General features: G+C 63.6%; 14 protein-coding genes. 11 read left to right on the top strand and 3 right to left on the bottom strand.

Annotated features, from left to right (window positions below; all coding sequences use genetic code 11):
- Positions 1-91 precede the first annotated feature (91 nt).
- The 3 genes from A0W34_RS33215 (at position 92) to A0W34_RS20165 (ending at position 1656) form a co-directional block, all read left to right on the top strand.
- Positions 92-250: a hypothetical protein gene (locus tag A0W34_RS33215; protein ID WP_003945210.1), complete on the top strand. Its 159-nt coding sequence runs from the start codon at positions 92-94 to the stop codon at positions 248-250.
- A gap of 92 nt (positions 251-342) precedes the next feature.
- Positions 343-759 (top strand): hypothetical protein, encoded by a 417-nt coding sequence (locus A0W34_RS20170; RefSeq protein WP_030536224.1) that lies wholly within the window; start codon positions 343-345, stop codon positions 757-759.
- A 51-nt stretch (positions 760-810) separates the two neighbouring features.
- The gene (locus tag A0W34_RS20165) at positions 811-1656 is read left to right on the top strand and encodes a uroporphyrinogen-III synthase (protein WP_007726271.1); all 846 of its coding nucleotides are present in this window, start codon (positions 811-813) and stop codon (positions 1654-1656) included.
- On the opposite strand, the gene A0W34_RS20160 is transcribed toward A0W34_RS20165, so the two are convergent.
- Both A0W34_RS20160 and A0W34_RS20155 read right to left on the bottom strand, forming a co-directional pair.
- Entirely contained in the window at positions 1616-3187 is a 1572-nt protein-coding gene (locus A0W34_RS20160; protein WP_081558162.1) for a PH domain-containing protein, read from the bottom strand. The two genes, A0W34_RS20165 and A0W34_RS20160, sit on opposite strands and share 41 nt — an antisense overlap.
- The gene (locus tag A0W34_RS20155) at positions 3184-3687 is read right to left on the bottom strand and encodes a PH domain-containing protein (protein WP_042926352.1); all 504 of its coding nucleotides are present in this window, start codon (positions 3685-3687) and stop codon (positions 3184-3186) included. Before A0W34_RS20155 ends, A0W34_RS20160 begins: the two co-directional genes overlap by 4 nt.
- Before the next feature lie 82 nt (positions 3688-3769).
- Here A0W34_RS20155 and A0W34_RS20150 point away from each other — a divergent pair, with 82 nt between their 5' ends.
- From A0W34_RS20150 to A0W34_RS20115, 8 genes are all read left to right on the top strand, one after another.
- Entirely contained in the window at positions 3770-3958 is a 189-nt protein-coding gene (locus A0W34_RS20150) for a hypothetical protein (protein WP_003945217.1), read from the top strand.
- Positions 3959-4076: 118 nt separating this feature from the next.
- Positions 4077-6635 carry a bifunctional FO biosynthesis protein CofGH gene (locus tag A0W34_RS20145; protein ID WP_003945208.1) on the top strand — a complete coding sequence of 853 codons (2559 nt, stop codon included), beginning with the start codon at positions 4077-4079 and terminating at the stop codon, positions 6633-6635.
- A complete protein-coding gene (locus A0W34_RS20140; protein WP_007726264.1) occupies positions 6635-7393 on the top strand; it encodes a hypothetical protein in 759 nt (252 codons plus the stop codon). The genes A0W34_RS20145 and A0W34_RS20140 overlap by 1 nt, the downstream gene beginning before the upstream one ends.
- 146 nt (positions 7394-7539) lie before the next feature.
- Complete coding sequence (gene fdxA, locus A0W34_RS20135; protein ID WP_003945248.1) at positions 7540-7863, top strand: ferredoxin; 324 nt, start codon at positions 7540-7542, stop codon at positions 7861-7863.
- A 5-nt stretch (positions 7864-7868) separates the two neighbouring features.
- Positions 7869-8972, top strand: coding sequence for a succinyldiaminopimelate transaminase (gene dapC / locus A0W34_RS20130; RefSeq protein ID WP_039972669.1), 1104 nt, complete (start codon positions 7869-7871; stop codon positions 8970-8972).
- 64 nt (positions 8973-9036) lie between these two features.
- On the top strand, positions 9037-9717 hold the full coding sequence (locus A0W34_RS20125) for a hypothetical protein (protein WP_030536218.1): 681 nt from the start codon (positions 9037-9039) through the stop codon (positions 9715-9717).
- A 12-nt stretch (positions 9718-9729) separates the two neighbouring features.
- Positions 9730-11142, top strand: a complete 1413-nt coding sequence (locus A0W34_RS20120; protein WP_081558844.1) for an acyl-CoA synthetase — start codon at positions 9730-9732, stop codon at positions 11140-11142.
- Between the two features lie 213 nt (positions 11143-11355).
- The gene (locus A0W34_RS20115) at positions 11356-12957 is read left to right on the top strand and encodes a substrate-binding and VWA domain-containing protein (RefSeq protein ID WP_042926345.1); all 1602 of its coding nucleotides are present in this window, start codon (positions 11356-11358) and stop codon (positions 12955-12957) included.
- Here the strand turns inward: A0W34_RS20115 and A0W34_RS20110 are convergent.
- Positions 12954-14174, bottom strand: coding sequence for an HNH endonuclease (locus tag A0W34_RS20110; RefSeq protein WP_007726246.1), 1221 nt, complete (start codon positions 14172-14174; stop codon positions 12954-12956). The genes A0W34_RS20115 and A0W34_RS20110 overlap by 4 nt on opposite strands.
- Between the last annotated feature and the right edge of the window lie 49 nt (positions 14175-14223).

Below are 14223 nucleotides of genomic sequence, written 5' to 3'. Positions count from 1 at the left end.
CAGGCATTGCGATCGACGCCGTAGTGGTGTGTGATGCGTGTCACCGGATGGGTGGTCCTTTCGGTAACAGCAAAGCCTGGGGGCTGAAGAAATGTACAACTGGGACCTGCAGAACCAGATCGTCGCCTTCGTCGATTCGTTGCGTCCGATGGCTGGTTATTACCACGACTTGTATTACGGGTCGCTCTACGCATTCGCAGATCAGCAGAGTCATTTGCTGACTCTGCTCGGGTTCCCGCCGGTTCCCTGATCAGCTTCGTGCTTTTCGGGCGCGAGCCGGGGTGCTTGTCGGGAGGGACCCCGCGCTCGCGCGATGACGACCGATAGACCACTATCAAAACCATGACGACCGTCGAGAACAACACGGACGCCTCGACAGGAACGTCGCTGTCGTGGCTCGACCCTGTCATCCTCGGCGTCCTGATTTTCGACGGATTTCTGTGCGCGGTGTTGTCCGTCCTGTTCTTGCCGACTCATCTCGGTACGACGGCATTTCCCATCAGCATTCTCGTAGCCGCGACCGCGAACCTCGTATTGGTGATCGCCGCCCGCACGGTTACGACGCCGGGTAGGGCCGCATTGCCGCTCGCCGGTTGGATCGTCGGGTTCTTGGTGTGCATGGTGGGCGGCCCCGGCGGCGACGTACTCGTGCTTTCGTCCCCTCTGACCTTCCTGCTGCTGGTCGGTGCGATCGCTCCGGCCGCCGTTTTCCTCTTCAAAGTGGCGATCAACAGACTTGCCACCCTCAGCTCGCAATAGTTCTCGGCGCGCGCGTAGGAAACTGACCCGTGCATAAGGGACACTCAGCCTGTGGCTGAACATGATTTGGCGGGTGCGACTATCGCCTTGACCGCAGAACGGCGTGTCGAAGAATTTGCGACGCTCCTCGAACGTCGAGGCGCGGAGATCGTGCGGACACCGGTGATCCATGTGCTGCCCTTGGTGGACGATCGAGACCTGAGGACTCAGACGTCCGCTTTGATTGCCGATCCTCCGGAATTGGTCGTGATCAGTACCGGGATCGGCTTCAGGGGTTGGCTTGAGGCCGTCGCCTCGTGGGGTTTGACCGAGGAGTTCCTCGGGGCGCTCGCCCACACGCGCATCATCGCCCGCGGCCCCAAGGCGACGGGCGCCATCCGAGGCGCCGGACTGCGCGAGGAATGGTCGCCTTCGGGTGAGTCGTCCGAGGAAGTTCTGGCACATCTCGGAAGCGAGGGAGTGGCAGGCTTGCGCATCGCAGTCCAGTTGCACGGCACCATCACCGAATGGGAGCCGTTGACGGACCTGAGCGCCTCCCTCGCCGACATCGGCGCGGTTGTCACTCCGGTATCGGTCTATCGGTGGATCCGGCCGCCGGATCAGTCGCCGGTCCGCGCGTTGGTCGCTGCAGTTCGTTCCGGTGCGATCGACGCGCTGACCTTCACCAGTGCCCCCGCGGTCTCCTCGATGCTCAGCACGGCAAAAGAAATGGGCGAGCTGGAGCGGTTCGTCGCAGCGATGCGCGGACCGGTACCGACCTACTGCGTCGGACCGGTCACGGCCGCTCCGCTGGAACTCCTCGGTGTTCCGACCATCCAGCCCGAGCGATCGCGTCTCGGTTCGCTGGCGAGGCTCATCATCGACGACCTGCCCACACGTCGCCACCGCCCGGAGTGACGGCTTCGATCAATTCCCACGCGTTCTCGGCGGGGAGATCGATCACCTCGTAGCTTCCGGTGCCGGCGGGCGTCGCGGCGACGACGGTTGCCACTCCCGCGCGCCTCTGGAAGAACGTCTCGCGCACCGTCCATCCGATGACACCTTCGGATTCGAGACTGTGACGCTGGCGATCGAGCGAGCCGTTTCGGGTGATCAACCATCCGGGTAGTACTGCGTGGCCGAGGCCGTTGTATCGGTCGTAGGCGAGGGCGGTGCCACCGATGGCGAGTACGGCGACCCCGAACCACGCGTAGATCGGTACATCGAGTCCAGAAGCCGCGCATGCCACACAGACCAGGAACGCCACCGCGGCGAGGAACAGTGCTCGGGTGTACCGGCGACGCCGCGCGGCCGGGCCGTGCGGGATCAGCGGGGCGGACGCCTGGCGTGAGTCACCGATCACGGTGGCCATCACTCGCTCGGCTTCCCTGCGCGGTCCCTGCGGGAGCAGCAGCGAAGATTCCTTCTTCTCGGCGCTGACCCCGGTCATGATGGCGTCGAGCCGCGCGCCGCGGGCCAATCGCAGCAGGAGCGGTTCCTTGAGCGTCGTGCCGCGGAGGCGGGCGCGGTCGAGTGTGGTTTGCCGAGTCTTCAACAGGCCGTGACTGACATGCAGGATGCGGCCGTTGTCGGTGAGTTTCATGTTGCCGAACGCGATCAGGTACTGGACGCAGGCGAGTGCACTCGACAGCACCAGCAGCACGACGAGTGCGATGACGACCATCAGTGCGATGCCGAGGCTCTCGAGTGAGTCGAAGCTGTCGCTCACTGCCGAGGATTTCGCGACGGCAGTGCCGATGCCGTATTGGAACGAGATGCCGATGATGGCTGCGATGATGGCGATTCCGGTGAACGAAAAGGGGGCGTAGCGAACCCAACTCGGTTCCCAGTGACCGATTTCGGTGTCGACCGGTTCGGTGATGCTTTCGACCGGCGTGCCCGGGGTTTCCAGTCGCCGTGCTTGCTGGGCGCCGGCCAACAGTGCGGCGCGTAGGTCCGGAACCAGGGCGGTCGACAGGGCGTTGAGCTCGAACTTGTTCGAATCGTGGCCGCTCCCGGCGCGCTGGCCGGTACCGATGCGCACGATCGACAGTCCGAGCAACCGGTGCATGACCCCGGCCTCGACGTCGACGGATCGGATGCGGCTACGCGGGACGGAGAGCAGCTTTTTCTGGAAGACCCCGGTGCGCAGTTGAACGTGGACGGGTCCGATTCGGTACGTGGTGGTGAAATACCGCAACAAACCGAAGATGACGAGCAGAGTGACGACGCCGAGTCCCCACCAGTGGTTTCCGGAGTGGCTGCCGAGAACTACGGAGACGAGTAGGACCGGGAGCAGTTTGACGACTTCGTTGACGGGGTGGACCAGAAGCATGCGTCGGTCGAGGCGGAGCCAGGGCTGTTCCTCTTCCGCGGCCTCGGCAGCTGCCGTTTCCGCCTCTACCGGGATCTCGATCGCGGTCGGGTCGCCCAACTGTTTCTCGTTCACGTCGCGTCTCCCACGTTGGTACCCGCGATCTCCGTCAGTTGAGCCACCGTGCGGTCGGCGACTTCCTGGTCGAGTGCGGAGATCTTCACGGCCCCGGCCGACGACGCTGTCGTGACCGTGACGGTTGCCAGACCCAACATGCGGTCGATCGGTCCGCGCTCGGTGTCCACGGTCTGCACGCGCGAGATCGGTGCGATGCGTCGCTCCTGGGTGAACCAGCCGGTGCGGGTGTATACCGCGGTGTCACTGATCTCCCATCGGTGGACCCGATACCGCCACGCCGGGACCATCAGAATGTAGGTGGCAGCGAAGAGTACGGTGACTGCGAATACGGTGCCGACCACCCAGGACGGGATTCCGGGTACCAAGACGGCACAGACGATTTCGGCGACGATGACGGGTACCCAGAACAGTGAGGCAGTGATTGCCCACAGCCTCGGGGCTTTGGTGCTGGGTCGCCATAACGGGTCGGCCATGGTCAGCGGTTGCGGCGCAGTCATGGGCACTACTTTGGTCGAGTGAGGGGCGATCTGTCGACATCGGCCCTATCGTGGAGTGTGGCGACCGCGAAGGGAGCACGTGATGACCGAACAAGATGCGACATTCGACCCGGAGGCTCCGGAATCAGATGCGCTCGAACAATCGACACCCGTAGATCCGAACGCCCCTGAAGAACCCGATCTGACCGACATTCCGCTCGACGCGCCAGTGGCTGACGTGGTGGATCAACGAGTCGAGGTTGCGGTCGACGACGACTACCGGCCGTCGTGATCGAGGCGGTGTGGGGGCGGTGAGGCCTCCTACTTCTGGCACCGGGTGGCACTAGTCGTCCCACATGGCGCATGATCGCTAGGTGAACCGAACTGGTGATGACTCCGGCAAACCCACCATGCTTCCGATGCCAGGTATTTCCGCGTCCGCCTCGTCCAGTCCGTCGCCCGGCCCGTCAGCGTCGGCGATGCGGCGAGTTCTCCGTCGTGCACGCGACGGAGCGACCCTGAACGTCGACGAGGCGGCAACGCTGCTGCAGGCACGGGGAACCGATCTGACCGATCTGTGTTCTTCGGCGGCCAAGGTTCGCGATGCCGGTCTGCTGGCAGCGGGTCGGCCGAACACCGTGACGTATTCGCGAAAAGTTTTCATTCCGCTGACCCGTCTGTGCCAGGACAAGTGCCACTACTGCACATTCGTCACGGTGCCGGGGAAGCTGCGTGCCGCTGGGCACGGCATGTTCCTGGAACCGGACGAGGTTTTGGACATTGCCCGGGCAGGCGCCGAATTGGGCTGCAAGGAAGCGTTGTTCACGCTGGGGGATCGCCCCGAGGCTCGCTGGCCGGAAGCAAAGCAGTGGCTGGACGAACGCGGCTACGACTCCACCCTCGACTACGTGCGAGCGATGTCGATCCGGGTACTCGAGGAGACAGGCCTGCTCCCACACCTCAATCCCGGTGTGATGAGCTGGCAGGAACTCTCGCGGCTCAAGCCCGTTGCGCCGTCGATGGGCATGATGCTCGAGACGACCGCTACCCGGCTGTTCACCGACAAGGGTGAGTGCCACTACGGCAGCCCGGACAAGGACCCGGCGGTTCGGCTACGCACCCTGACCGACGCAGGCCGACTGAACATCCCCTTCACCACGGGAATTCTTGTGGGCATCGGGGAGAACTTCCTCGAACGTGCCGAGTCGATCATGGCGATACGCAAGTCGCAGAAGGCGTTCGGCCACATCCAGGAAGTGATCATTCAGAACTTCCTGGCCAAGCCTGATACCGCGATGCGCAATACGCCTGATGCGGGACTCGACGAGTTTCTCGCGGCCATCGCCGTCGCACGCCTGTTGCTCGGGCCGACGATGCGGATTCAGAGTCCGCCGAATCTCGTCTCGAACAGCGAGTGCCTCGCGCTGCTCGGCGCAGGCGTCGACGACTGGGGCGGGGTATCACCGTTGACCCCCGATCACGTCAACCCCGAGCGTCCCTGGCCGAATCTCGAGACCTTGGCCGAGATCAGCGCCGAGGGCGGCTTCACGCTGACCGAACGCACTGCGGCTCAGCCGGCATATGTCCTGGCCGGGGCTCCGTGGATCGATCCGCGTATTGCGGGTCACGTGCAAGCGCTGGCGGATCCCAAGACCGGCCTCGCCCTGCCCGACACCAAGCCGGTGGGCCGGCCGTGGCAGGAACCGGACGAGTCGTGGGAATCGAGCGGACGCGTCGATCTCAATACCGAGATCGACACGGACGGGCGCAACACCGAGACCCGCAGTGACCTGGGCAGTGCGTTCGGCGACTGGGAGACCGTGCGCGAACAGGTCCTCGAACTCAGTGCTCCGATTCGCGTCGACACCGATCTGCTGGCTGCGCTCCGCAGTGCCGAACGCGACCCGGCCGGATGTTCCGACGACGAGTACCTGGCCCTCGCCACGGCGGAGGGCCCGGGCCTGGAAGCCGTTGTGGCACTGGCGGATGCGCTGCGCAAGGATGCCGTCGGCGAGGACGTCACCTACGTGGTGAACCGGAACATCAACTTCACCAACATCTGCTACACGGGCTGCCGATTCTGTGCGTTCGCGCAGCGCAAGGGTGACGCCGACGCGTTCACGCTGTCGGCAGAGCAGGTCGCCGACCGTGCGTGGGAAGCGCACGTCGCCGGCGCAACCGAGGTGTGCATGCAGGGCGGTATCGATCCGGAACTTCCCGTCACCGGTTACGCCGACCTGGTCCGGGCCGTCAAGAAGCGCGTGCCGTCGATGCACGTCCACGCGTTCTCTCCGATGGAGATCGTGAACGGTGCATCGCGCAGTGGTGAGAGCATCAGGGATTGGCTGACAGCCCTTCGTGAGGCGGGCCTGGACACCATTCCCGGTACGGCAGCGGAGATCCTCGACGACGAGGTGCGCTGGATCCTCACCAAGGGCAAACTGCCGACGGCGGAATGGATCGAAGTGGTCACCACGGCCCACGAGGTGGGGCTGCGGTCGAGTTCGACGATGATGTACGGGCATGTCGATCAGCCGCACCATTGGGTCGGGCACCTGAACGTTCTTCGCGGAATCCAGGACCGTACAGGCGGATTCACGGAGTTCGTGCTGCTGCCGTTCGTTCACCAGAGCGCGCCCCTGTACCTGGCGGGCGCTTCCCGGCCAGGGCCGACCAATCGGGACAACCGCGCTGCACACGCGTTGGCACGCATCATGCTGCACGGCCGCATACCCAATATCCAGACCAGCTGGGTCAAACTTGGCATCACCGGAACGCAGATGATGCTCAACGGCGGCGCCAACGACCTCGGCGGAACGCTGATGGAAGAGACGATCTCGCGGATGGCCGGCTCCGAACACGGTTCCGAGAAGACCGTCGCAGAACTGCGCGCCATCGCCGAGGGAATCGGACGTCCGGCACGCGAACGAACCACCACACATGCACGACGCGAAGGAGCGATTGCCTGATGGCTGACGTACTGGGGGACCGCAAGGTCGTCGAGGTTCTCGATCGAGCGGTGTGGGGGATCAACCCGGTTCTCGACCTCGCCTACAGCGATCCGCTCGGTATCAAGCGTCGGACGTTCGAGCCGACCGATCCCGAGCGAAACGCTGCTGCGATGGTGTTGGACGCGGCCGCTTGGGTCCTCGACGTCGTCAAGTTCCCCGGGACGGCGGCGTGGTCGGTGATGACCGACGAGCAGCGCTCGAAGTGGTGGACGACCCGGTTGGGTGCACTCAACACCGTTGCCGTGGCGTTCCCCGGCATCTTCGGCGTCCTCCTCAATCGGTTGCCGATCCAGGACCTGCTGGCCTTCGCGAATCAGGCCGTTGTGCTCGTTGCGGTTGCCCGTGAACACGGAGTGACCGAACGGGATCAGCAGGTGGACCTCCTGGCGTCGGTGCTGTGCCGGCGTGAGACGAAGTCTCGAGAGCTTCTCACCGGAGAGGACTTCGCCGAGAAATCAGCCGGCGGCGCCGACGAGACCTGGCGCCCGTTCGCGCTCATCGGAATGTTGTGGCGCACGTCCAAGACTTTTCGTGCCATCACGGACGAGTTGCACAAGCGGCCGTCTCGGACAAAACCGTACGAGATCATCGGCAAGATTCCGGTGGTCGGCGTCGTGGCGGATTACCTCGGTGAGCGGGGCGCACTGGTACGCGCGGCCGCTCTGGGGGAGAAGTGGATCGCGATTCGGTCGAGGAACATCACCGCAGTAGGCTGAAATGTGTTACCCCCGCCTGCTCAGAGTCGGTCGGCAGGGGGATAATAGGCTGTTCCCGCGGTACGTGAGAGTCGTATCGGATTTTCGGCCCCTTGCAACTGCGTGTTGCGGCGGCGATGCACGACAGGAAGGCAGGGAGATCGGCAGTGACCTACACGATTGCTGAACCGTGTGTAGATGTGATGGACAAGGCGTGCATCGAAGAATGCCCTGTCGACTGCATCTACGAGGGTGGACGCATGCTTTACATCCACCCCGACGAGTGTGTCGACTGCGGCGCGTGTGAGCCTGTCTGTCCCGTCGAAGCCATCTTCTACGAAGACGACGTCCCGGACCAGTGGAACGCGTACATCAGCACCAACGTCGATTTCTTCGACGATCTCGGCTCGCCGGGTGGAGCGGCCAAGCTCGGCAAGGTCGACTACGACACGCCGTTTATCAAAGCGCTGCCTCCCATGGGTGAGGAATAGAGATCTTGTCTCGTACTCCGGTGGCCGCTGGGCTTCCTGATTTTCCGTGGGATTCGCTCGCCGATGTCACGGCGAAGGCGCACTCTCATCCCGACGGCATCGTGAACCTGTCCGTGGGGACGCCGGTGGATCCGGTGGACCCGGTGATTCAGGAGGCTCTGGCCTCTGTTGCCGAGGTGCCCGGATACCCGACGACTCATGGCACGCTCGCGCTTCGCGAGGCCGTGGCGGAGTCACTGGATCGCCGCTACAACATTCCCGACGTCGATCCGGCAGCGGTGCTGCCGGCCATCGGTACCAAGGAAATGATCGCGTGGCTGCCGAAATTGCTCGGTCTCGGAGCCGGCGATCTGGTGGTCATTCCGGAGTTGGCGTACCCGACGTACGAGGTCGCAGCGAAACTGGCAGGTGCTCGTGTCCTGCGCGCCGACGGCTTGAACAAGCTCGGTCCCGAGTCGGCGGCGATGATCTTCGTGAACTCGCCCTCGAATCCCACCGGCAAGGTGCTCGGCCTCGAGCACTTGCAGAAGGTCGTGGCCTGGGCGCGCGAGCGCGGCGCCATCGTCGTCTCCGACGAGTGCTACCTCGGATTGACGTGGGAAGCCGATGCGCTCTCCATTCTCGATCCTCGTGTCAACGACGGTGATCTGACCGGTTTGCTTGCGGTCCACTCACTTTCGAAGACGTCCAATCTCGCGAGCTATCGCGCCGGGTTCGTCACCGGTGATCCGGCTCTGGTGTCGGAACTGCTCGAGGTGCGCAAGCATGCGGGCATGATCCTGCCGCTACCGATCCAGGCGGCGATGACCGCAGCCTTGGGCGACGACCAACACGAGAACATCCAGCGCGAGCGGTACCGCGAGCGTCGTAGTGTGTTGATCGAAGCTGTTCGAGGCGCCGGATTCACCGTCGACAATTCCGAGGCAGGTCTGTACCTCTGGGCGACGCGCGGCGAGGAATGTCGAGCGACGGTCAGTTGGTTCGCCGATCGTGGGATCCTCGTTGCCCCCGGTGAGTTCTACGGACCGAGCGGGAGCAAGCACGTGCGGATCGCGCTCACTGCAACAGACGAACGAATCGCCGCGGCAGCAAAGCGCCTCTCCGCCTGAATCGTGTGCTTTCCCAGGTGTCAGGTTCCCTGATGTCGGTATCGGTCCGATGTAAGGTCGCGCTGTGACCACCTCAGGGACCGGCGGCTTGGACGCGGTACTGATTTTTGCTGTCGTTGCTGCCTCGGTTGCACTGATGCTCGTGTGGTTGAAAAGTCGTCGAGTTTTCGGAGAATTCCCACTCTCGGCAGCTCTCCTCTGGCTGATGGTTGCAGTGCCTTCCATCTTGCAGGCGGCGATGCCGGGACTGCTCGAGATGTTTCGTCGTGATCCCGCGTTGATTCGTGACGGGCAATGGTGGCGCATTCTGACCTCCGTGCTCGTTCAGGACGGAGGGGCCGCAGGAACTGTCACCAATCTCGCGACGCTGGCCGTGGTTGCACCGCTTGCGTTTCGGCTCTGGGGCGCCGCACGTGGCTGGGCTCTCTTCCTGCTCGGTCAACTGTTGTTCGGTTTGCTCACCACCGCAGTCTTCCCGTCGACCGGCGCAGGCAACTCCGGTGCCACGCTTGCTCTGGCAGCGGCGGCCGCGGGCATCGGCGTTCTGGTGCGCCCGCGAATGCCTGAGATTGTTCTGACGGTCCTGATTGTCGTCGGCGGCGCAACATTGGTGACGGTCGACGACGCACACGGATTCGCGGTACTTTCCGGGGCGCTCTTGGGGGCTGCGCTGGTGACGCTGTTCCCTCCGCACTCGATGGACGCGCGTCGGGCAGGAGAAAGTTTGCGACCATCCGCGCTGTGAGATGCTGTCGTGGTGCTGCTGAGATCCTTGAACCCCCTTGCTGTTGCCCGCGGTGACGACCTCGATGACGCCGTGACGATCGGTGACACGGTTCTCTCGCGGAGTGCCATTCTCGGTGCCGCGACCTCGGTCGCGGAGCGAGTGGCGCAAGCCGATCGGGTTGCCGTATTGGCAACTCCCACAGCAAAAACGATTCTCGCCGTCGTCGGGGCGTTGATTGCCGGCGTCACCGTTGTGCCGGTCCCGCCGGACTCGGGGAAGGCTGAGCGAGAGCACATTCTGCGTGACTCCGGTGCCCAGGCGTGGCTCGGCGAAACGGACGACCACTGCGAAGGCCTGCCCGTGGTTCCCGTCCGATTGCACGCTCGCTCGTGGCACAGCTATCCCGAACCGGCACCGCAGTCCACAGCATTCGTCCTGTACACGTCCGGAACTACCGGCCCACCGAAGGGCGTTCTGCTCAGTCGCTCGGCTATCGCAGCCGGGCTCGACGCGCTCGCCGAGGCCTGGGACTGGACGCGGCGAGACACCCTCGTACACGGGCTTCCGCTCTTCCACGTGCACGGACTGATTCTCGGAATCCTCGGCCCCCTCCGGATCGGCAGCCGGGTGATCCACACCGTCAAGCCGACGCCGGAAAACTACGCAAGGGCCAAAGGCTCCCTCTACTTCGGTGTCCCCACCGTCTGGTCGCGTATCGCCGAAGACGAAGAAGCTGCCCGCGCGTTGTCCGGTGCCCGACTTCTGGTCTCCGGTAGTGCGCCGCTTCCCGTGCCGGTCTTCGAAAAGCTGCGGGAGCGAACAGGATTGACGCCCATCGAGCGTTACGGCATGAGTGAGACGATGCTGACCCTGAGCACGCGTTTCGACGGCGAGCGACGCCCGGGGTGGGTCGGCGTGCCGCTGCGCGGAGTCGAGACTCGTCTTCGTGACGAGAAGGGCAACGATGTGCCGCACGACGGCGAGAGTATCGGCGGCCTACAGGTACGTGGGCCGATGCTTTTCGACGGCTACTTGAACCGTCCGGACGCAACCGCCGAGTCCTGGACGGAGGACGGCTACTTCAAGACCGGTGACGTCGCCGTCATCGACGAGGGTGGGTTCCACCGAATCGTCGGCCGCGAATCCATCGACTTGATCAAATCCGGTGGATTCAGAGTCGGCGCCGGCGAGATCGAGACCGCCATCCTCGGGCACCCTTCGGTGTCCGAAGTTGCGGTGATCGGTGTCCCCGACGCCGATCTGGGGCAACGGATCATCGCCGTCGTAGTCCGTAAGCCCGGGACTCCCGAGGTCACCGAAGCCGAATTGGTCGAGTTGGTCGGGGCGGAGTTGTCGGCGCACAAGCGTCCCCGTGAGGTTCGATTTGCCGAGACTCTGCCACGTAACGCGATGGGCAAGGTTCAGAAGCGTGAGCTGCTCTAGGTAGGTCAGTTTGCTGAAAAGTCGCTGCGACGCTCGAAGGTTCGTGAATTCGGCCGGCCTGTCCCGAAATGTGGGCTCGCCGGTTCTCCGACGATTCAGCGCTAGTTGGAATTTCTGTGTTCTTGGCTACACTACCGCCCGGTAGGGACAGTTCCAGTCGCGCGCATACCGTCGGTATGCCTGAGTGCGAGTGGCCTCGGAAGGGCAGATTTCATGGCGGGCGGACGGCATTCGAGTCCTGACAGCGGGCGGTCGATCGGGTTCTACGCAGTGGGTGGGTTGGTTGCCGTCGCGGTAATCGCCACCGGGGTGGTGGTCTTCAAGGCAACACAGTCCGATTCCTGCGAGAGCGTCGACGAGTACTCGCTGGCAGCGGATCCTGCGATCGCGCCGGCAGTCACAGAGATCCTCGCAGAATCGTCGCCGGAGCAGACAGGCTGTTCGCGGATCACGGTTACCTCTGCGCTGCCCGGGGACGTTGCGGGAACCCTGGGTAAGGGCGTGGACGCGCCGGACATGTGGATACCGGATTCGACAGCGTGGGTGGGCAAAGCTGCATTGACGGCCAAGGGGCCGGTCGCTGCCGCCGGCGGTTCGATCGCCACCTCGCCTGTCGTTCTCGCCTCCGGCGGTGGCGAACAGTTTGCCAGTTGGCTCGCGGCGCTACAGGTTCCCGATCTGGCGTTGGGCAATCCGTTGTTCACAGGGGTTGCGTCGGCGCCCATTCTCGGAGCTCTCGCGGAAACCGGGGCCACCTCCGAATCCGTTCGAGCGGCACTCGTACCCCATGCGCAAGCGGAGAGTGTTCGTACCGAAGATCAGCCGGTAGGACAGAAGATGCTCACCGAATTGGTCAGCTCCGGAAAGGTCGGTGTTTCGACCGAGCAACAGGTCGTCGAGTTCACGAAGGCCGAGTCGAAGATTTCCGCGACAGTACCGGCGACGGGAACCATGATCATGGATTACCCCCTGGTGGTCAGTGCTTCGGCACCGGACCGGCACTACGCCGCAGCCAAGAAGAGTGACGCCATCGCCGAGCTGTTGCACAGTGAATCTGCTCAGGAAGTGCTGACGCGCAGCGGGTTCCGTACTTCCGGCGGTGGAGCCGTCGAAGGTGGAGTCGGTGACGTCACGGCACTGACCGTGTCCGAACAGTCGGTGGCCGATCAGACACTGGGCGCTTGGGCTCTGATGGCCAAGCCGATCCGGACACTCGTTGCGATCGACGTGTCTGCGTCGATGGACTACCCGGCGGCAGGCGGCAAGACGCGCATGCAGTTGACCACTGCTGCTGCTCTGGCCGGCAATCAGGTCTTCCCAGACAGCGTCGCTGCCGGTCTCTGGGCGTTTTCCCAAGGTATGAACGGAACCCAGGACTTCCAAGAATTGGTGCCGATCAGGCGCTACGACACGATCGTCGACGGTGTGACTCAACGAAAGTTGATGGCAGATCAGGCGAACCGGCTCACCGAACTCAAACGTGGCGCCACAGGTTTGTACGACACGACGCTGGCCGCATTCCGTAAGGTTCAGGAATCGTACGATCCGCGAGCAGTCAACAGCGTCATCATCTTGACCGACGGCGCAAACGAAGATCCTGACAGCATCAGCCGTGAACAGTTGCTCGATGTACTTGCACGCGAGCAGGATCCGGCGCGTCCGGTCATCATCGTCACCATCGGCATCACCGATGACGCAGATGCGGCGGCGCTCGCCGATATCTCCCGCGTGACGGGCGGTTCGACGTACATCGCTCGTGACCCCTCGGAGATTTCCGAGGTGTTCGTGAACGCATTGGCTCACCGAGGAACTTAGGCCGCATCCGGACTGGTCCAGGGTGCCGGAAGTGGCGGAGCCTCAGACGAATACCGGTGCCCGGTAGGTGTCGTTGTGGTGAAGGTGTGCCGGTTACCTGGTACAGGTTCGGCAGTCCAGTCCGAGCCCTGTTTCGCGTAATTGCATGCCGCACACAACCCGGCACCGTTGGCTGCGCTGGTGAGGCCACCCCTCGAGTGATCGCGAATGTGGTCGCGGTGGCGAACCGGCGCGTCGCACCACGGAGTACGGCAGCTTCGATCACGGAGTTCGATCAATCGCGCCAACCCCTTCGGGAAGGTTCTCGCCGTGGATTCCATTGCGGTCAGTGCGCCCGTATCGGGGCGTGCGTAGAGCTTTCGGAGCGTTGCCACCGTTTCGGAGTCTTCGCTGGCCTTGGTGATCCATTCGCGTGCAATAGCGGCTGGTACAGGTCCGTACCCGTGGACGTACGCCGGGTCGGAATTTTCGCCCAACAATGACTGGTCGGAGACAACCAGATTCACGGTGACGGGTGTCGGTGTGGCGCGGCCGATTCCGGTAACTCGCTCGACCAGGAGATCAGCCATGATTTGCGCTCGGGTGCGCTTGTCCCCGCCGGCAAGTACGGAATCTGCGTCGCGCCTGAGCGTGGCGTGCACGGCGATACCTTCGGCCACGGGAAGAAACACATTGAGCCAGCACATCGTGTCGGGCGCAGGCCGTGACGTCACTCGTCTGTCTCCCACGGCTTTGCGTGCTCGTCTGGCAATACTATCGGAGTCTATTTCGGCAGTGCGTGCGCGGATTCTTTGTGTCAGTTGATGGTTGCCGCATCCGTCCAAGATTGCAGCGTCGCAGCAGAACTCGCGATCCAATGTAGCGCGATCCTGGGCGGTGAGACATGAAGTCTCGCGCATGAGGATCGTCGCTTGATGCTCACTGATGGAGCCGTCGACGAGTAGTCGAAGTGTGTGAGGCATCTCGTCGTTCAGTGCGCGGGCCAGGTTCAGATGCTGAGTTCCGAACCAAGCCGACTCTCGCCGTGCGAGGGCAATCTGCGCGTTGATTCCACGGCCTTGGTATGCGCGCGGCACTCCCCGTTCGCCGCGGTCGTTGCGGGTGAACGCGTCGAGATCGGCAGCCAGCAATGCCTGGGCACCAGCGCAACTGGCCTTCAACTCTTCCAATGCGCGCAGAAGATCCACGCGTGCTGCGTTGTCGATGGATCGGTCCATGCTGGCGAGTGATGCCCGGAATTGTCCGATGGTCTCTGCGGATATCGCC

The organism is Rhodococcus sp. BH4, from assembly GCF_002079265.1.
Classification (GTDB): domain Bacteria; phylum Actinomycetota; class Actinomycetes; order Mycobacteriales; family Mycobacteriaceae; genus Rhodococcus_F; species Rhodococcus_F qingshengii.
This window is presented reverse-complemented; position numbering and strand designations above follow the sequence as displayed.

What these genes read in the sequence shown, in the direction of transcription:
- A0W34_RS20140 (WP_007726264.1), top strand. Translation starts at nt 6,635, where the DNA reads ATGGCTGACGTACTGGGGGACCGCAAGGTCGTCGAGGTTCTCGATCGA.
- A0W34_RS33215 (WP_003945210.1), top strand. Translation starts at nt 92, where the DNA reads ATGTACAACTGGGACCTGCAGAACCAGATCGTCGCCTTCGTCGATTCG.
- A0W34_RS20155 (WP_042926352.1), bottom strand. Translation starts at nt 3,687, where the DNA reads ATGACTGCGCCGCAACCGCTGACCATGGCCGACCCGTTATGGCGACCC.
- A0W34_RS20115 (WP_042926345.1), top strand. Translation starts at nt 11,356, where the DNA reads ATGGCGGGCGGACGGCATTCGAGTCCTGACAGCGGGCGGTCGATCGGG.
- A0W34_RS20170 (WP_030536224.1), top strand. Translation starts at nt 343, where the DNA reads ATGACGACCGTCGAGAACAACACGGACGCCTCGACAGGAACGTCGCTG.
- A0W34_RS20145 (WP_003945208.1), top strand. Translation starts at nt 4,077, where the DNA reads ATGCTTCCGATGCCAGGTATTTCCGCGTCCGCCTCGTCCAGTCCGTCG.
- A0W34_RS20110 (WP_007726246.1), bottom strand. Translation starts at nt 14,174, where the DNA reads ATGGACCGATCCATCGACAACGCAGCACGCGTGGATCTTCTGCGCGCA.
- A0W34_RS20150 (WP_003945217.1), top strand. Translation starts at nt 3,770, where the DNA reads ATGACCGAACAAGATGCGACATTCGACCCGGAGGCTCCGGAATCAGAT.